The following is a 17098-nucleotide window of genomic DNA, read 5'->3' as shown; positions in this document are numbered from 1 at the left end:
TATTCATCAGATAATCTTGCGGTATAAGAGTTTCGCACGATTTATTTATTAATGAAACCCATTCCCCCACTCATTATTTGACTATAATTGACTCATAATCAACGATTAAAGGATATCTTATGAAAGATGGTCTCACCTGGATGATTGCCGTGTTTCTTGTCTTTTTATCTACTGCAGTTGTTGCTGCCGATATTCCATCAGACGTTGAAGGAGCGCAGGAACTTGATCAAATGACTTGTGTGGATGAGGCAACTCAGGATTGTATAGATGATGCCTGTCTTACTTCTGAGGATATTGATTGTGAAGACAAATGCGGAACTTTAGCGCAACAGAAATGCCAGGATGAACAAAATTAGTGAATAGGGTGGTTTCATACTCCCCATTTACTCTATTCAGGGTAAACGCATCTAAACGTATTATCTAAGACCAAGACGCCTACGTTCTGCGCTTTATGCGCAGAATCCAGATCTTTGCCTGCACTAAGATCGCATGGATCCTGCGCATAAAGCGCAGGACGTAGGCAAAATGGTGAAGATTTATGTTCATAATTTAGATGCGTTTGCCCTGTTACTCTATTTCCTTTCTGTTTTAAATCTTTTTGAATAGGGTACCTTTATTGCAAAAATAATCTAGTCCTTTTAAGCATCGTAACTCCCCACGAATTTAATTGAGCTTACCAGGTTTTACACTCCCCACTGCGCAGGCATGAAACTTGGTAGTACCTATTTTTTATAAAAAAGTGCTTGGCTGTTCGCAACCGTTGAGGGATGCACTTCATGATTGTATCGTGATAGGGTAAATATTTTTGTCAATTGATTGACAGATATGATTTCATTATGCCAAATTAGAAGCATGTTGTGATGTAGCCCATTGATTTTAAATTATAATTTTTTATGGCATGCACTTTGCATGGAAAGGATTAAATATTCCTGAGCATCATGATAGGGAATTGTAATTATTTTGGACAGTACTTGAATATAAAGTACCGGTTTTACTGTCGAATGGGAATGGATTGATTATGGCTGAGAAAGATGTTTTATCCCAGGAAGAAATAGATGCTCTGCTTGAGTCAGTTGGTGGTGGTACCGATGATGCAGCAGAGCAAACCAAAGAACAGCATTCCGAAGAAAAACCATCACGCAAAAAAAAATCGGCTAAAGCCGAAGGGCAGGCAGCTCAGGAAGAGGAGGAGAGTGGTTCTCTTGCTGAAGAAGAAGTAAAAATAATCAATTTTGCGGCACAGGAACGTATAGTCAAAGGCCAACTGCCTGTGCTTGATAAAATATACGACCGGGCAGTACGTTTGTTTGCTACAGACATTTACCAGTTAACCGCCAATGATTTTGAAATAAAACAAGAACCCCTTCAGGTGGTAAAACATCGTGATTTTATGGGCGGGTTACCTAATCCCAGCTTGATGAGCATTTATCGATTTAAACCCTTGCGCGGCAAAGGGATTCTCTTGTTTGACAGCATCTTTGTTTATGATTTGGTTGATTATTATTTTGGTGGCAGCTCTCAGTTCTTTGCGCAAAAGGATAAAACAGATTATACCGCAACGGAGTTAAGAGTAATGGAAGTGGCTACCAAGAAACTGGTTACAAACCTGACTCATGCGTGGGAACCTATTATTCAGCTGGAAATAACTAAATTTAATGATGAAACTAACCCTCAGCTCGTTAATATTGCTGAGCCTAACGAAATGCTTTTGGTGACCCGTTTTACTATAAATTTCGGTAAAGAAGTGGGCTCTTTTTATTTTATTTTACCTTATTCCATGGTTGAGCCCATTAAACAGCAATTAGAGTTAGGTGCTTCCCGACATGATGATGAAATTGATCACGATTGGGTTAAATTACTCCGGGAAGAATTAATGGAAGTGGAATTAACCGTAACTGCCGCAATGGCGGAAACAGAAAGTACATTAGGTGCGGTAATGACCTGGCAGGTTGGTGATTTCATTCCTTTGTTATTGAACGATATCGTTACCATGGATATTGAAGACACCCCATGTTTCACCTCAACACTGGGAAGTGCCAATGACAAGCGAGCTTTAAAAATTATTGAAAAAATCAGTTATTAAGAAGGGGATAAAAATGACGGACGCAAAAGCAGGCGCAGCGGAAGATGTGATTCAGGATGCCACCCATGGACAGGATGCTGAAAACGATAAGATGGAGTTAATCCTGGATATCCCTGTATCCGTAACGGTTGAGGTAGGACGTACCAAGATGACCATTCGTAATCTACTTCAGTTAAATCAGGGAGGTATCGTTGCCTTGGACAGGTTGGCAGGTGATCCCCTTGACGTATTGGTGAATGGAACCTTGGTCGCTCACGGTGAGGTGGTTGTGGTTAACGATAAGTTTGGAATTCGCTTAACTGACATAGTCAGCAAGGCAGAAAGGATTAAACGTCTCAAATGATTACAAAAACATACTGCTTTGTCATCCTGTTGCTCTGTTCTGTCCTTTCTGAAGCTCATGCGGTTGGAACAGGGGCATCGAACATGATTTCTCAGGGTGAATTGCTGAGAGTATTTTCGGGATTACTTCTGGTCTTGTTGGTTATTGTTTTACTCTCCTGGGTCGTCAAACGGTTACATGGAGCGAATTTCTCTTCATCAAACGGATTGCAATCATTAGCCAGTTTGACTCTTGGACCCAAAGAACGAATTCTTTTGATTAAGGCTGGAACACGATATTTGTTAATGGGGGTGGGTTCTTGTTCTGTGAATCTTTTATATGATTTTGGTGAGGAGTTGCCTTCAGGTTTTGAGTTGAACAACAAAGCAACTTTTGCTCATCTTCTTAAATCAGCGGTTGGAACATCAAAATGAACAAGTATTATTCTTTGCTTGTAACGTTATTTTTTTCTTTGATGCCAGTATGGGCATATGCCGATCCTCTTTCTTTACCTGCGGTTACTGTAAATGCGGGTGCTAATGGTGCGCAATCTTATAGCGTAAATCTGCAAATTCTCCTGTTTATGACGGTATTAAGTGTCTTGCCAGGGCTCTTGATGGCCATGACCGCTTTTACTCGAATTATTATTGTGTTGTCCATTTTGCGCCAGGCCATAGGAATGGCGCAAACTCCAACCAATCAGATACTGATAGGAATTGCTTTATTTATGACTTTTTTCGTGATGTCGCCAGTGTTTAACACCATAAACGATCAGGCTATTCAACCTTACATGGCCGAAAAAATAGAATTTCCCGAAGCCATGGCAAGAGCACAAAAACCGCTCAGGCAATTCATGCTGAATCAAACTCGAAAAAATGATTTGTCATTGTTTGAAAAATTTGCTGATAACAATCCGGCAACATTAAATGATATTCCCATGAGCGTAGTTATTCCGGCATTTATTACCAGCGAATTAAAAACCGCATTTCAAATTGGTTTTATTTTATTTTTGCCTTTTTTGATTATTGATCTGGTTGTATCAAGTTTATTGATGGCTATGGGTATGATGATGTTGTCACCTTTAATCATTTCATTACCTTTTAAAATCATGTTGTTCGTGATGGTGGATGGCTGGACTTTAGTATTAGGCTCTCTTGCTTCAAGTTTTGCAATGACCTAGGAGTTGGTATGACACCAGAATCAGTTGTTTCGCTGATGAGCGAATGTGTGTATGTTATTTTACTGTTATTGAGTGTTTTGATACTGCCCGGCTTGGTTGTGGGTTTGGTTGTTGCTATGTTTCAGGCGGCAACCCAGATCAACGAATCCAGTTTAAGTTTTATTCCTAAATTATTTGTTACGTTTCTGGTTTTGGTGTTTGCAGGTCCATGGTTATTAAAAACTATAGTCAACTATACCGATACGTTGATTACCAATATTCCCTATTTAATCGGATAGAGGCATATCCTGATGAATGGGACTGGTTGGGGGATAATGGAGTATGTACTCGAGGATAAGGAATAAACAATGAATCTGGATTATCAATCAATGATTCGCCTGTTTAGCCAAGTTATTTGGCCTATGGGGCGTATTGGCGGATTGATGCTTACCGTTCCTGTTTTTTCCTCGGGATTATTACCCTCGAGAATAAAGATTCTTTTTCTTTGTCTTTTGAGCTGGGTTTGTTCTCCCTTTGTTTCGGGTCAATTATCGTTCATCAATTTTGATGGTCTTTTTCTGGTTTATATTGTGCAGGAGTTACTTTTTGGTATTCTGATGGGATTTGTTTTACAGCTTGTTTTTCAGGTTTTTGTATTGGGAGGCCAAATTATTTCCATGCAAGCCGGTTTGGGATTTGCCATAATGGTAGACCCTGCCAGTAAGGCAAGTGTACCGCTAATCAGTCAATTCTATCAGATGATGATGGTTCTGATTTTTTTGGCGTTAAACGGTCATCTGGCTTTGCTTGATGCGTTAATGGAAAGTTTTAGGATGATGCCTATAGGACATATTCCTCAGGATAAAAATTTAATATGGAATGTTATCCAGTTTTCTGGTTGGATGTTTAAAGAGGCATTATTGATATCCATTCCGGCGATTTTGTCTTTGTTAATAGTGAGTTTGTCTTTTGGAATCATGACTCGTGTTGCACCGCAGCTTAATATTTTTTCACTTGGTTTTCCTATCACTTTGCTGATGAGTTTTGTGGTAATAAAAATCGGTTTAAGTGCCGTTGGCACACAAATGGTTGAGAGTATTCAACACGGAATGCTCTTTATAAAAGGGATGTTGCACTGATGGCAGATGAAGAACAAGCCCAGGAAAAAACAGAAGAACCCTCGGCGAAACGCTTAAAAGAATCACGAGAAAAAGGTCAGGTAGCCCGTTCCAAGGATTTTAATGCAACGGTTATCTTGTTATGTACCGGGGTAGGATTTCTTATTTTTGGCAAGCAGCTGTCAAATCAACTGATGGAGATGATGCGACAAGCCTTTGAATTTGATGTATTCATTTTGACTACTCCAGCTGTTGCCCTGGAACGGCTTTATTTTTTGGCTAAATCAGGGCTTTGGTCACTAGTCCCTATTTTGGTGGTTATTTTTCTTTTGTCTTTAGGTGCGCCTTTACTTATGGGCGGATGGGTGTTTAGTAGTCAGGCACTAGCGCCTAAATTTTCTCGATTAAGCCTGCTAAAAGGGCTAAAGCGCATGGTTTCTTTAAAAGGCTTTGTCGAGATGATTAAGTCTTTTTTCAAGTTCGTTCTTGTGGGGGCGGTTTCTATCATTGTACTTAAAACCCAAATTCCAGCGTTATTGGCATTGGGTAATGCATCTATAGACACAGCGATTATCTCCGGTGGTTTTATCATCATTAAGTCATTTGTTTTTATTTCATCAAGTTTGATTTTGATTGCTGCGGTCGACGTCCCTTTTCAATTGTATGAACACAGCAAATCAATGAAAATGACCAAACAGGAATTAAAAGATGAATACAAGGAAACCGAGGGTAAACCTGAAGTAAAAAGCGCAATACGCAGAGCGCAACAAGAGCTTGCCAGACGCAGGATGATGAATGAAGTTCCTAAAGCAGACGTGGTGTTAACTAACCCTACTCATTACGCTGTGGCCATATCTTACAAGAAAAAGGGAAACAGGGCGCCGGTCGTTGTTGCTAAAGGAAAGGATCTTATTGCTTTTCAAATTAGTAAAGTGGGTAAATCGCATCAGATTCCAATTATTGCCGTTCCATCCCTGGCAAGGGCGATTTATTTCTCGACCAAATTAAATGCAGAAATTCCCCGAGGATTGTACGTTGCCGTAGCGCAGGTTCTAGCTTACGTCTTTCAGTTGAAAGATACACAACATTACGATTATAAACCTGAAATCTTGCAAAATGTTCCTATTCCCCCCGATTTGGAACGTGAAGCAGAGGAGGACATTTAATGGATAAAGTACTTCATTACCTGGATTACTGGATGCGTCAGGGGCTTGGTACCCCCTTAATGCTTATCGTCATGCTCAGTATGATGATGTTGCCCTTACCCACGTTTCTATTGGATGTCTTTTTTACTTTTAATATCGCTTTATCCCTGGTTGTTTTGTTGGCGGTTATATACAGTGAACGTCCTTTGGATTTTGCAGTTTTTCCAACGGTTATCTTACTGGCTACTTTATTGCGCCTGGCGCTGAACGTGGCGTCAACCCGAGTGGTATTGTTACACGGCCATAATGGAACTGATGCTGCAGGTCAGGTAATTGAGTCTTTTGGTGAGGTTGTGATTGGCGGAAATTACACTGTTGGTCTGGTTGTCTTCATTATACTGGTTGTCATTAATTTTGTGGTTGTTACTAAGGGTGCTGGCAGGGTATCTGAGGTTAGCGCACGTTTTACCCTAGATTCTTTACCGGGAAAACAAATGGCGATTGATGCGGATCTTAATGCCGGATTAATCAATCAGGAACAAGCAGTAAAGCGCAGAACCGATGTTGCTCAGGAAGCCGATTTTTATGGCTCCATGGATGGTGCCAGCAAGTTCGTCCGTGGAGATGCGGTAGCCGGGATATTAATTCTGGTGATCAACATAGTAGGCGGTTTGATAATAGGTATAGTGCAACATGGAATGAGTTTAAATGACGCCCTGCACAATTATATTTTATTAACCATTGGAGATGGTTTGGTTGCGCAGGTACCTTCTCTTGTTTTATCTACGGCAGCTGCAATAATCGTTACCCGTGTCTCAAGTGCCCAGAATATGGGGCAAGCGGTTTTGTCGCAAATTTTTGCCAACCCACGTTCTCTCATCATCGCTGCTGCGATTATTGGTTTAATCGGAATAATACCCGGTATGCCGCATATTGCCTTTTTGTTGTTGGCCGCAGGATTAGCAGCAATCGCCTATTTATTCATTAACAAGGAAAAAGAGCGTGTTAAAGACCAAGCTGAGAGTCAAGCCGATCCTGCCCAAATTAAAGACACCAGTGCGAATGAATTATCCTGGGATGACGTTAATCCTGTAGATGTGATAAGCCTTGAGGTGGGATATCGCTTAATTCCTTTGGTTGACAGTGCGCAAGGAGGCGTATTGCTCTCTCGTATTAAAGGAGTGCGTAAGAAAATTTCGCAGGAATTGGGGTTTTTGATTCCCTCTGTTCATATCAGAGATAATCTTGATTTGAAACCAAATCATTATCGCATTAGTTTGGCTGGTGTTGTGATGGGAGAGGCCACTATTCATCCCGACAGATGGATGGCTATAAATCCCGGTCAGGTTTTTGGTGAGCTGGAGGGAATACAAGGAAAAGATCCTGCTTTTGGTATGGAAGCAGTATGGATAAATGAAAGCCAAAAAGAACATGCCCATACTCTGGGTTATACTGTTGTGGATGCTTCTACCGTCGTTGCGACTCATCTAAGTCATATATTGGAACAAAACAGTCAGCAATTACTTGGCTACGAAGAAACGCAACAACTTCTCGATAAATTGGCGGTTAGCTCTCCTAAACTGGTCAAAGAACTGGTTCCTGATGGCCTTACTTTAGGATTAGTCAGTAAAGTATTACAAGGATTGTTATTGGAGCATATTCCATTAACCGATATTCGTACGATAGTCGAAACTTTGGCGGAAAATGCGCCAAAATCAAAAGATGCTGAATTTTTAATAAGTCAGGTCAGAATCGCATTGTCCCGTTTGATTACTCAAAAAATCAGTGGATTAAACGAAGAACTCCCTATTATTACCTTAAAGCCAGAGTTGGAACAGTTATTGCAAAATACAATTCAAAACAGTGGAAGTGCCGGGGTAAGTTTTGAACCAGGTATGGCTGATAGAATACAACACTCTCTGTCTCAATTTGCCTTGCAGCAACAAGCGAAACAAGAGAGTTCGGTATTGGTGGTTCAACCAGGTCTTCGATCCGTCTTGGCACGATTTGTGCGTAACATATCCAATGATTTTCATGTTTTATCTTATCAGGAAATTCCTGATAACAAACAAATAAAAATTATTGGAACAGTAGGTTAGGCACCGAGACTTTAAGTAGGTTTCAAAAGCAGGAGGCTTTATGAAATTAAAACGTTTTGTCGCAGCAGACACACGCAGTGCGATGCAACAAATCAAGACGACTTTTGGTCCTGATGCGGTCATTTTATCCAGTCATCATGTTGAAGGTGGTGTAGAGATAGTTGCTGCCATTGATTATGATGAATCCATATTAACTCCCGATGCAGCCGTTGCATCCGCTGAGCCTCCTACTCAAGTTGAACGCTATGCCACGCATAATACTCCTCTTGATGACATGAAGCAGGAAATTCAAACGCTAAGAGGGATGTTAGAAGCGCAATTGAGAGGTAATCTCGGAGGAGGTAATCCTCTTCATACTGTGTTGCTGCAAAAACTGTTATATCTGGGAGTAAGTCATACAACCGCTGCCTTATGGGCGAAATCAGTTCGTCCAGATCTCAATGAGCAGCGCGCCTGGCAATATATCCTTGCACAAGTTACTGAACAAATACCCATTCGAGATACCAACAGAATAGAAGAAGGGGGCGTTTATGCCTTTGTAGGGCCAACCGGGGTCGGTAAAACTACAACTCTCGCCAAAATTGCGGCACGATTTAGCTTGCGGTTTGGCGCTGATAAACTTGGTCTGGTGACCATGGATACCTACAGAATCGCAGCACAGGAACAGCTTGTACTCTATGGGAAAATTCTTGGAGTTAAGGTATGTGTTGCCCAGGATGAGGTTTCGTTGACTCGGGTACTGCGCCAATTAAGTGATAAAAAACTGATCTTGATTGATACCGCTGGAATGAATCCCGCTGATGAGCGTGTTGTCAGGCAGATGCAGGTTTTAAGTACTCATCACCAATCCATATCCAAAGTTTTGGTATTGCCCGCTACAAGCCATTATCAGGTGCTTATTGATGCCATCAAGCGTTATCAGGCTAATACAGTGGATCAGTGTATTTTAACCAAACTGGATGAATCTCTTGCCATAGGCGGGGCTTTAAGTGCCGTCATAGAGTCACGATTAGGTGTAAGTTATTTGACCCATGGGCAGCGTGTTCCAGAAGACATCAAAATGGCTACACGTCATCAACTCGTTGAGTTATTCGCACAGCAGGAAATTCAACTGTTTCAGGGGGATGCTGTTATTAGAAAGGAACAGTCGCATGTTGGGAGTGAGCATTATGTCTAAGTACAGTAACAGCATCAAAGATCAAGCCTCTGGTTTGCGTAATTTATCGCGTTCCAAACCTGTAACGGTCATTGCAGTCAGTGCAGGAAAAGGGGGCGTGGGAAAGAGTAATGTGTCAGTTAATTTGGCTGTAGCTTTGGCACAATTAAATAAAAACGTGATGTTGCTCGATGCCGATCTTGGATTAGCTAATGTGGATATCATGCTGGGCTTGCATACAAAGTATAACTTGTCGCATGTAATGCAGGGCGTATGTCACCTCAGTGACATTATCCTGCAAGGCCCAAATGGAATCCGTGTTATCCCTTCAGCTTCGGGTACGGAATTTATGACCCACCTTACTCATGCAGAACATGCAGGAATCATTGATGCATTTAACGAATTAACAGACGATCTGGATTATTTAATCATAGATACCGCAGCCGGGATTTCTGATACGGTTTTAAGTTTTGCTCGCTCATCCCAGGAACTTATCGTGGTGGTTTGCGATGAACCCACTTCGTTAACTGATGCTTATGCTTTAATCAAAGTGATGAGTAAGCGGTATGAGTGGACTCACTTTCATGTCTTGGCCAATATGGTACGAAGTATGAAAGACGGCCGTGAATTATTTAATAAATTATTCAGAGTTTCTGAGCAATTTCTTGATGTTCAACTAGACTATCTAGGAGCGATACCTTTTGATGAACACATCCATCGTGCGGTAAAAATGCAAAAACCCGTTCTCACAGCGTATCCGGATGCAGAGGCTTCTGAAGCTTTACGAGAGTTAGCCTATAATGTAAGTAATTGGTCTATCAAGCCGGCTTTGGGTGGAAACACCAGTTTCTTTTTAGAACGATTAGTTGCAGGTGATTTTTAAATTATTCACTATACTTAAGTTAGCTTTACCGATTTTGTAAACGATTTTCGTAGTATCAATTACCTTGTGCTGTTATTGTAAGGAGAGTGTCGTGGATGCTTTAGCTGCATACAGCAAAGTAAATCAACAAACCCAGGAAACACTGGTAAAAAGTCATGCAATATTGGTGAAACGTATCGCTCATCATTTACTCGGCCGTTTACCGCAGAGTGTACAACTTGATGATTTAATTCAGGCAGGGATGCTTGGCTTACTAGAAGCTGCAATACATTATGATTCGACAAAAGGCGCATCATTTGAAACATATGCCGGTATCAGAATTAGAGGTCATATGCTCGATGAGGTGAGGCGAAACGATTGGGTCCCTCGTTCTGTATACCGTAATTCAAGAATGATATCTGAAGCGGTACGCAATCTCGAGAACAGACATGGCCGTGAAGCCAAAGATGTAGAAATAGCTGAAGAATTGGGATTGTCTCTAAATGAATATCATGACATGCTACAAGATTCTGCCAGTAGTCACTTGTATGGCTTTGATGATTTAGGCGTAACAGATGACATGTTACATAGTGAGGGGGGCGGTGAGTCTACAGAACCTCATGTCCAGGTGATGCATAAGGATTTGATGAGCAGGCTTGCCCAGGTGATTGAGGGGCTCCCACAGAAGGAGCAAATGGTATTGTCTTTGTATTACGAACAGGATTTGAATTTGAAGGAAATTGGAGAGATTCTGGAAGTGAGTGAGTCACGAATTTCTCAAATTCTAAGTCAGGCAACTCTGCGCATCAGGTCGCGGATAACGGAATAAATAATAATAATGGATGCATTAACTCTAATTGGTTTACTTACAGGTTTTTTGTCTATAATTATCGGCCAGATACACGAAGGCGGAGATATTCACTCTCTGCTCAATATTTCTGCTTTATTAATTGTCATGGGTGGTACTTTCGGCGCTGTAATGGTGCAAACCCCAATGCCAACATTCAAAAGAGCATTCAGGGTTTTACCCTGGATATTCAGACCCCCAAAACTGGATTTTGAAGTCAGTCGAAATTTACTGATTGATATGGCAAGAAAAGCACGTCAGCTTGGGTTGTTGTCCTTGGAAGAACATTTGGATTACGAAACCAATCCCTTGATTTGCAAAGGTCTTGAGTTATTGGTGATAGGTGTTGACAAACAAACCATAAGACAAGTTTTAGAAACTGAGATTGAACGCAATGAGATGCATGATACAAAAGCCGCTCAAGTATTTGAAAGTATGGGAGGCTACAGTCCAACTATTGGTATATTAGGTGCGGTGCTTGGATTGATCCAGGTCATGAGAAATCTTGCGGATCCAAGTCAATTAGGGTTAGGAATTGCTGTAGCCTTCGTTGCTACTATCTACGGGGTGGGGCTTGCAAACCTGATTTTTCTTCCCGTAGCCAATAAATTAAAAAGTTGTGTTTCTCTCAAAGTACATTTTGATGAGATGATATTGGAAGGATTAGTGGCAATAGCCAATGGAGAGAGTCCGAATATGCTGGAATTGAAACTAAATAATTTTGGGCGGCATAAGCACAATGAAATCAAGAAGAAATAAAGCAGAAGAACATATAGACAGCCACCGATGGGTGGTATCTTATGCTGATTTTATTACTTTATTGTTTGCCTTTTTCGTGGTGATGTACGCTATTTCTTCTGTTAATGTATCCAAATACAAATCTCTGTCTGATGGGATGAAAACTGCTTTCGATAAAAAAGATAAAAGTAAGGCAGTTCAATCATCCGAATTAACCAAGGAAGGCCCCGAGGAAACGGTAACCCAGGGAACGTATAACGATGGACTTGATGAGTTGAGCAAATCACTATCTGATCTGGAAGACGGTAATTATAAAATAAACCGGCAGGATGGTTGGATAGAGTTGCAGATTAAAGCAGGTTCATTATTTGACTCTGGTGAGGCCGAATTAAAGGCTGAGGCGTTAATCAAGTTGATGCGGCTGGCAGAGAAGATCAGTAAATACCCTTACCCGGTAGTGATTGAGGGATATACAGATAACATGCCTATTGAAACACCCCAATACCCTTCAAATTGGGAACTGTCAGCCACCCGAGCTGCTACAGTAGGGCGAATTTTAAATGGTTATGGAATTGATACGGGACGAATTCTGGTTACAGGATATGGAGATCAATACCCCATCAGTACTAACATGACAGAAGAAGGCAGAAGTTTAAATCGAAGGGTTAACATTATCATAGCCGCAAATCGAAAAATTGACCGACTAATTAATCCCGAAATGGGGCAGGTACATAGCATTAGTACCGGAAACGCAATAGTTAACTCACCTTTGAAACCTCAGGATAAAAAACCTCAGGACGAGAAAAAGAAGGAAATAAAATGATCCCTTTTATTATATGTACAAATGCGTTGATTGCTTTGTTTGTTGTCAACTATCTGATAAAACAGCATAAGCATATTCGCTCTCTTAGTGAAAAAATTAATACCTTAGAAAAAACCACAGATCAGTTACTTCGGGATTACCCTGTTTTGATTAATGCGGATTTAGTCTTTTCAAAGCAGTTGAAAGAAATTAATGCGCAATTAATCAGCATGGACAATCAATTACAGAATCTGGAAAACATCAGAGACAACGATGGGGGCTATCAACACGCTCTGCGCATATTGGAAATGGGTGGTAATCAAGAGGAAATAGTCAACAGTTGTCATTTATCCAATGCCGAAGCTGAATTACTCATGAATTTGCAAGCCTACAGGGCTGCTATTAAAACAACGACCTGATGGTTGCATCATGCGGTATTTGAATCGTTCTAGTTTACACTAGCCAATAACTCTAGCGAGAAACTGTCTTTCACGGTAAAATCACTTTCTTTAATTTTGAGAGACACTTATGTTAGAAGTGAATCAAATCACTCTCAGTTTGAACGATCTTGACAAGCGTATTGAATCGCTTAGGGGGTACCTTTGACTTTGAAACCAAAAAGGAACGCTTGGAAGAAGTCAATCGAGAGTTAGAATCTCCTACAGTATGGGATAATCCGGAACAAGCACAAGCATTAGGACGAGAAAAAACGCAACTTGAAGCGGTGGTTCAGTCTTTGCAAGATCTGGGGCAATCTGTAACCGACTTGATTGAGTTATTTGAACTTGCCAGAGAAGAGGACGACCAGTCAGCCATTAATGAAATTGGCGAGGACGTTAATGAGATAGAAAAACAGGTTGCAGGCCTTGAGTTTAGAAGAATGTTTTCCGGAAAAATGGATAACGCAAATGCTTATCTGGACATTCAATCCGGTTCAGGGGGAACAGAGGCTCAGGATTGGGCGGAAATGTTATTGAGGATGTTCCTGCGCTGGGGTGAGCAGCATGGTTTTGTTACTGAATTAATAGAATGTTCACCCGGTGAAGTCGCTGGTATCAAGAGTGCGACCATTTATTTTAAAGGTGAGTATGCCTTCGGTTGGTTAAGGACAGAAACAGGCGTTCACAGACTGGTTCGCAAGTCTCCTTTTGATTCAGGAAACAGACGTCATACGTCTTTTGCTGCGGTGTTTGTTTCACCTGAAATTGATGACGATATTGATATTGAAATCAATCCGGCTGATTTGCGCATTGATACCTACAGAGCCTCGGGAGCAGGTGGGCAACACGTTAACCGAACTGACTCGGCGGTTCGTATTACTCATATTCCCTCAGGTATTGTTGTACAATGCCAGAATGACCGCAGTCAACATAAAAACAAAGATCAAGCCTTCAAGCAGTTGCGTGCCAAATTGTATGAGTTGGAAATGCAAAAGAAAAATGCGGAGCAGCAGGCTCTGGAAGCGTCCAAGTCAGACATTGGCTGGGGATCCCAGATTCGATCTTATGTTTTGGATCAATCACGAATAAAAGATTTACGTACCGGTGTTGAAACAAGTAATACACAGGCTGTATTGGATGGTGCACTGGATCAATTTATAGAAGCAAGTTTAAAAGCAGGAGTGGCGTAGTATGACTGATGAGCATTTAGATGAAAGTGAAGTATATCATATTCGTAAGCAAAAATTGGCCGACCTGAGAACGCAAGGTTTTGATTTCCCTAATCAATTTCGTAGAGAGCACCTTGCTGCTGATCTGAACCGTGAGTTTGACGGATGCGATAAAGAAACTTTAGCTCAGAAAACCATTAAAGTAGCGGTAGCCGGACGAATCGTTCTCAGACGAGTTATGGGAAAAGCCAGCTTTTTTCACATTCAGGACGTATCTGGCCGTATTCAGATATACATTAGAGCCAACGATCTGCCTGAGGTATATGAACAATTCAAACATTGGGATTTAGGTGACATAGTTGGTGTTAAGGGCGAGTTGTTTTTGACCAACACTGGTGAGCTCACCGTAAATGCAGAGCATGTGGAGCTGCTGACTAAATCATTGCGTCCTTTACCTGATAAATTCCACGGTTTGGCCGACCAGGAAGTGAGATATCGTAAAAGATATGTGGATTTGATTGCAAACGAAGAGAGTAGAAGAACCTTTTTAATTCGTTCACGATTAATTCAGGCATTTAGACACTTTATGGACGCCAATAAGTATCTTGAAGTAGAAACGCCCATGATGCATCCTATTCCAGGTGGTGCGCTGGCTCGTCCTTTTGTTACTCATCATAACAGTCTTGATATGACTATGTTTTTGCGGATTGCGCCAGAGTTGTATTTAAAACGTCTCGTTGTTGGCGGATTTGAGCGAGTATATGAAATAAATCGTAACTTCCGTAATGAAGGCATCTCTACCCGTCATAACCCTGAATTTACTATGATAGAATTTTATCAGGCCTATGCTGATTACCAGGATTTGATGAACTTTACTGAAGAGTTGTTGCATCATCTTTGTGACGAAGTGTTAGGTACTCGTCAGGTTGAGTATCAAGGGCATATGATTGATTTTAATAAACCCTTTACCCGCATGACGGTCAAAGAAGCCATTATTGCCCACCACTCTGATATTACGCCCCAACAATTGGAAAATATTCAGGAGTGTAGAGCCATTCTTGACCGCTTAGCTTTGCCTTATAAAGACTCTGACGGTTTGGGTAAATTGCAAATGATCGTGTTTGAAGAAACTGTTGAGCACCAATTGTTTCAACCCACATTCATTACGGCCTATCCTACTGAAATTTCTCCATTGGCAAGACGCAGTGATGCAGATCCAGAGGTAACCGACAGGTTTGAATTTTTCATTGCTGGACGCGAAATCGCAAATGGTTTTTCCGAGTTAAATGACGCAGAAGATCAAGCGGAGCGCTTTAAAAAGCAGGTTGAAGAAAAAGACGCAGGGGATCAGGAAGCCATGCATTATGACAGCGACTATATAGAAGCTCTGGAATACGGTTTGCCGCCTACAGCAGGTGAGGGTATAGGTGTTGATCGTCTGGTTATGTTGTTTACCAATTCTCAATCCATACGTGATGTTATTCTGTTTCCGCACTTAAGACAGTAATCTTGGGGTGATTGATGCTTTTCAACCTCATTCAAAAAGCGGTTGCGTATGTAAAAGAGATTCAAGATATAGGACTTTTTGGCGTGATGGCAGATCCACGCCTTTTTGCCGCATTTAACGGCTCTCCTTTTTTTTACGTCATGCTTCCCTTTATTGGCATTTTGTTGTTGGTATCTGCTGCCCTGAGCGGATATCAACTTGCTTGCGCCGAGAATAAAAATTTTGATAAATGGTTTGGCTTTGTTGTCGCAACGGTGTGTTCACTTTTGGCTTGTGTCTCTATGTACGGTAGCGTTATTGCCACTTTTTTGCAGAGCACTTTTGTTGCAGGTCCGTGGTTTTTTCTGACCAGTATTGTTTTAGCAGGGGTGCACCAAAGCATTATGTTGGCGCTTAACCTGTACAGAGCATATGAGTCTTCGCCTGGTTCGGTGCAAAGAATGCATTATATTCAGGCTTCTTTTAGTAATGCGCATATTTTGGCTTTATTAACCGCAATTTCTGGAACTATTACCTTTGTTATGTTGACTCCTGTTGCTCCTCTTCTAGGGAGTGCCTGCGCATTAAGTGTAGTGCTTTTAACCGTGATGAATTTATGTTGGCGTATGATTCCCCATAATTGGAAGTTGGCTATAAAGGAGCATGTATACTTAAACAAACCTGAGGTACATCATTCCGAACATTTAACGCAGATACTCACCCTAGGTCAAACGTCTGATAAGACAATCTTTAACTCCAGGCTCAGTCAGCGACTTTTTAGTCATACTGATTACGCAGCTGTAGTTAAAGCCATGAACCCTCAATGCGCTCGACAGTATCTTAAAAAGGTCATTAATGAAAAAATTCAACAGCTTTGCTCCCAAAGAACGCTGCAAAGTGACAAGAACGTGCAAAAAAAAGATGTTTTAAGCGAAATTCTGGCTCAATTAGATGATGATTCAAAAGAGATATTTAAAAATAAGCTGTTAAAGCGTTATCCCATGGCTTTTCAAAGTTTCTGGGCTGAAAAGGGTGAAGTAGAGCAAATTGTTGATGCAGTGATTGGTTTAAGGTTTCATACCCAAAGTCATCCTGAACCTGAGGGCAGTGAGTGTGAAGGAATACCTTATCCAGTAAGTATCGTATAAATTCATTTAAAAAACACCGAAAAATATAGGTTGGGCAGTAGTAATCGAAGCGTAGCCTGTATTAGACAAAGTCGTAATACAGGAAGTCAGATTACCGATCTCATCAAATCGTACATGCGCCAGAGATACCCTGCCATAAAAAAATATTCCCAGATTAAACATCCTGTAATACGACTTCGTCTATTACAGGCTACATATATGGATTTGTGACTCATTTAAGCGTAGCCTGTATTAGACAACGTCGTAATACAGGAAGTCAGATTACCGATCTCATCAAATCGTACATGCACCAGAGATACCCTGCCATAAAAAATATCCCCAGATTGGCTATACCCTGTAATACGACTTCGTCTATTACAGGCTACATATATGGATTTGTGACTTATTTAAGCGTAGATACTGTATTAGACAACGTCGTAATACAGGAAGTCAGATTACCGATCTTATCAAATCGTACATGCACCAGAGATACCCTGCCATAAAAAAACTTTCCCAGATTAAACACCCTGTAATACGACTTCGTA

The 17098-nt window shown here is 41.1% G+C and carries 18 protein-coding genes; all 18 read left to right on the top strand.

The window, feature by feature from the left end:
- Positions 1-119: 119 nt before the first annotated feature.
- The 18 genes from Lwor_RS11765 (at position 120) to Lwor_RS11680 (ending at position 16574) form a co-directional block, all read left to right on the top strand.
- Positions 120-356, top strand: coding sequence for a hypothetical protein (locus Lwor_RS11765; RefSeq protein WP_058494080.1), 237 nt, complete (start codon positions 120-122; stop codon positions 354-356).
- A 662-nt stretch (positions 357-1018) separates the two neighbouring features.
- Complete coding sequence (gene fliM / locus Lwor_RS11760) at positions 1019-2083, top strand: flagellar motor switch protein FliM (RefSeq protein ID WP_058494079.1); 1065 nt, start codon at positions 1019-1021, stop codon at positions 2081-2083.
- 13 nt (positions 2084-2096) lie between these two features.
- Positions 2097-2426 carry a flagellar motor switch protein FliN gene (gene fliN / locus Lwor_RS11755; RefSeq protein ID WP_058494078.1) on the top strand — a complete coding sequence of 110 codons (330 nt, stop codon included), beginning with the start codon at positions 2097-2099 and terminating at the stop codon, positions 2424-2426.
- Entirely contained in the window at positions 2423-2839 is a 417-nt protein-coding gene (fliO, locus tag Lwor_RS11750; protein ID WP_083501628.1) for a flagellar biosynthetic protein FliO, read from the top strand. The genes fliN and fliO overlap by 4 nt, the downstream gene beginning before the upstream one ends.
- A 41-nt stretch (positions 2840-2880) precedes the next feature.
- Positions 2881-3585: a flagellar type III secretion system pore protein FliP gene (gene fliP / locus Lwor_RS11745; protein ID WP_415582921.1), complete on the top strand. Its 705-nt coding sequence runs from the start codon at positions 2881-2883 to the stop codon at positions 3583-3585.
- Between the two features lie 8 nt (positions 3586-3593).
- Entirely contained in the window at positions 3594-3863 is a 270-nt protein-coding gene (gene fliQ, locus Lwor_RS11740; RefSeq protein ID WP_058494076.1) for a flagellar biosynthesis protein FliQ, read from the top strand.
- Positions 3864-3932: 69 nt separating this feature from the next.
- Positions 3933-4703, top strand: coding sequence for a flagellar biosynthetic protein FliR (gene fliR, locus Lwor_RS11735; RefSeq protein ID WP_058494075.1), 771 nt, complete (start codon positions 3933-3935; stop codon positions 4701-4703).
- Positions 4703-5848 (top strand): flagellar biosynthesis protein FlhB, encoded by a 1146-nt coding sequence (flhB, locus tag Lwor_RS11730; RefSeq protein WP_058494074.1) that lies wholly within the window; start codon positions 4703-4705, stop codon positions 5846-5848. Before fliR ends, flhB begins: the two co-directional genes overlap by 1 nt.
- Positions 5848-7926 carry a flagellar biosynthesis protein FlhA gene (gene flhA, locus Lwor_RS11725; protein WP_058494073.1) on the top strand — a complete coding sequence of 693 codons (2079 nt, stop codon included), beginning with the start codon at positions 5848-5850 and terminating at the stop codon, positions 7924-7926. Before flhB ends, flhA begins: the two co-directional genes overlap by 1 nt.
- Positions 7927-7966: 40 nt before the next feature.
- Positions 7967-9103, top strand: a complete 1137-nt coding sequence (flhF, locus tag Lwor_RS11720) for a flagellar biosynthesis GTPase FlhF (protein ID WP_058494072.1) — start codon at positions 7967-7969, stop codon at positions 9101-9103.
- Positions 9096-9965 carry a MinD/ParA family protein gene (locus tag Lwor_RS11715; RefSeq protein WP_058494095.1) on the top strand — a complete coding sequence of 290 codons (870 nt, stop codon included), beginning with the start codon at positions 9096-9098 and terminating at the stop codon, positions 9963-9965. Before flhF ends, Lwor_RS11715 begins: the two co-directional genes overlap by 8 nt.
- Positions 9966-10056: 91 nt before the next feature.
- The gene (locus tag Lwor_RS11710; RefSeq protein ID WP_058494071.1) at positions 10057-10773 is read left to right on the top strand and encodes an RNA polymerase sigma factor FliA; all 717 of its coding nucleotides are present in this window, start codon (positions 10057-10059) and stop codon (positions 10771-10773) included.
- Positions 10774-10782: 9 nt separating this feature from the next.
- Positions 10783-11550, top strand: coding sequence for a flagellar motor protein (locus Lwor_RS11705; protein ID WP_058494070.1), 768 nt, complete (start codon positions 10783-10785; stop codon positions 11548-11550).
- Entirely contained in the window at positions 11531-12352 is an 822-nt protein-coding gene (locus tag Lwor_RS11700) for a flagellar motor protein MotB (RefSeq protein WP_058494069.1), read from the top strand. The genes Lwor_RS11705 and Lwor_RS11700 overlap by 20 nt, the downstream gene beginning before the upstream one ends.
- Positions 12349-12750, top strand: coding sequence for a DUF2802 domain-containing protein (locus Lwor_RS11695; RefSeq protein ID WP_058494068.1), 402 nt, complete (start codon positions 12349-12351; stop codon positions 12748-12750). The genes Lwor_RS11700 and Lwor_RS11695 overlap by 4 nt, the downstream gene beginning before the upstream one ends.
- 109 nt (positions 12751-12859) lie before the next feature.
- Positions 12860-13961 (top strand): peptide chain release factor 2 gene (gene prfB / locus Lwor_RS11690; protein ID WP_115091082.1). Its coding sequence is split into 2 segments (ribosomal slippage): positions 12860-12934 and positions 12936-13961, totalling 1101 coding nucleotides; the frame shifts between segments, so codons are not numbered across the junction.
- Position 13962: 1 nt separating this feature from the next.
- On the top strand, positions 13963-15447 hold the full coding sequence (gene lysS / locus Lwor_RS11685) for a lysine--tRNA ligase (RefSeq protein WP_058494066.1): 1485 nt from the start codon (positions 13963-13965) through the stop codon (positions 15445-15447).
- Positions 15448-15461: 14 nt separating this feature from the next.
- Complete coding sequence (locus tag Lwor_RS11680; protein WP_058494065.1) at positions 15462-16574, top strand: hypothetical protein; 1113 nt, start codon at positions 15462-15464, stop codon at positions 16572-16574.
- Positions 16575-17098: the final 524 nt, after the last annotated feature.

Source organism: Legionella worsleiensis (assembly GCF_001467535.1).
GTDB classification, from domain to species: Bacteria; Pseudomonadota; Gammaproteobacteria; order Legionellales; family Legionellaceae; genus Legionella; species Legionella worsleiensis.
The sequence above is the reverse complement of the archived record's forward strand: the minus strand, read 5'-3'. Positions and strand labels throughout refer to the sequence as shown.

What these genes read in the sequence shown, in the direction of transcription:
- Lwor_RS11765 (WP_058494080.1), top strand. Translation starts at nt 120, where the DNA reads ATGAAAGATGGTCTCACCTGGATGATTGCCGTGTTTCTTGTCTTTTTA.
- fliM (WP_058494079.1), top strand. Translation starts at nt 1,019, where the DNA reads ATGGCTGAGAAAGATGTTTTATCCCAGGAAGAAATAGATGCTCTGCTT.
- fliN (WP_058494078.1), top strand. Translation starts at nt 2,097, where the DNA reads ATGACGGACGCAAAAGCAGGCGCAGCGGAAGATGTGATTCAGGATGCC.
- fliO (WP_083501628.1), top strand. Translation starts at nt 2,423, where the DNA reads ATGATTACAAAAACATACTGCTTTGTCATCCTGTTGCTCTGTTCTGTC.
- fliP (WP_415582921.1), top strand. Translation starts at nt 2,881, where the DNA reads ATGCCAGTATGGGCATATGCCGATCCTCTTTCTTTACCTGCGGTTACT.
- fliQ (WP_058494076.1), top strand. Translation starts at nt 3,594, where the DNA reads ATGACACCAGAATCAGTTGTTTCGCTGATGAGCGAATGTGTGTATGTT.
- fliR (WP_058494075.1), top strand. Translation starts at nt 3,933, where the DNA reads ATGAATCTGGATTATCAATCAATGATTCGCCTGTTTAGCCAAGTTATT.
- flhB (WP_058494074.1), top strand. Translation starts at nt 4,703, where the DNA reads ATGGCAGATGAAGAACAAGCCCAGGAAAAAACAGAAGAACCCTCGGCG.
- flhA (WP_058494073.1), top strand. Translation starts at nt 5,848, where the DNA reads ATGGATAAAGTACTTCATTACCTGGATTACTGGATGCGTCAGGGGCTT.
- flhF (WP_058494072.1), top strand. Translation starts at nt 7,967, where the DNA reads ATGAAATTAAAACGTTTTGTCGCAGCAGACACACGCAGTGCGATGCAA.
- Lwor_RS11715 (WP_058494095.1), top strand. Translation starts at nt 9,096, where the DNA reads ATGTCTAAGTACAGTAACAGCATCAAAGATCAAGCCTCTGGTTTGCGT.
- Lwor_RS11705 (WP_058494070.1), top strand. Translation starts at nt 10,783, where the DNA reads ATGGATGCATTAACTCTAATTGGTTTACTTACAGGTTTTTTGTCTATA.
- Lwor_RS11700 (WP_058494069.1), top strand. Translation starts at nt 11,531, where the DNA reads ATGAAATCAAGAAGAAATAAAGCAGAAGAACATATAGACAGCCACCGA.
- Lwor_RS11695 (WP_058494068.1), top strand. Translation starts at nt 12,349, where the DNA reads ATGATCCCTTTTATTATATGTACAAATGCGTTGATTGCTTTGTTTGTT.
- lysS (WP_058494066.1), top strand. Translation starts at nt 13,963, where the DNA reads ATGACTGATGAGCATTTAGATGAAAGTGAAGTATATCATATTCGTAAG.
- Lwor_RS11680 (WP_058494065.1), top strand. Translation starts at nt 15,462, where the DNA reads ATGCTTTTCAACCTCATTCAAAAAGCGGTTGCGTATGTAAAAGAGATT.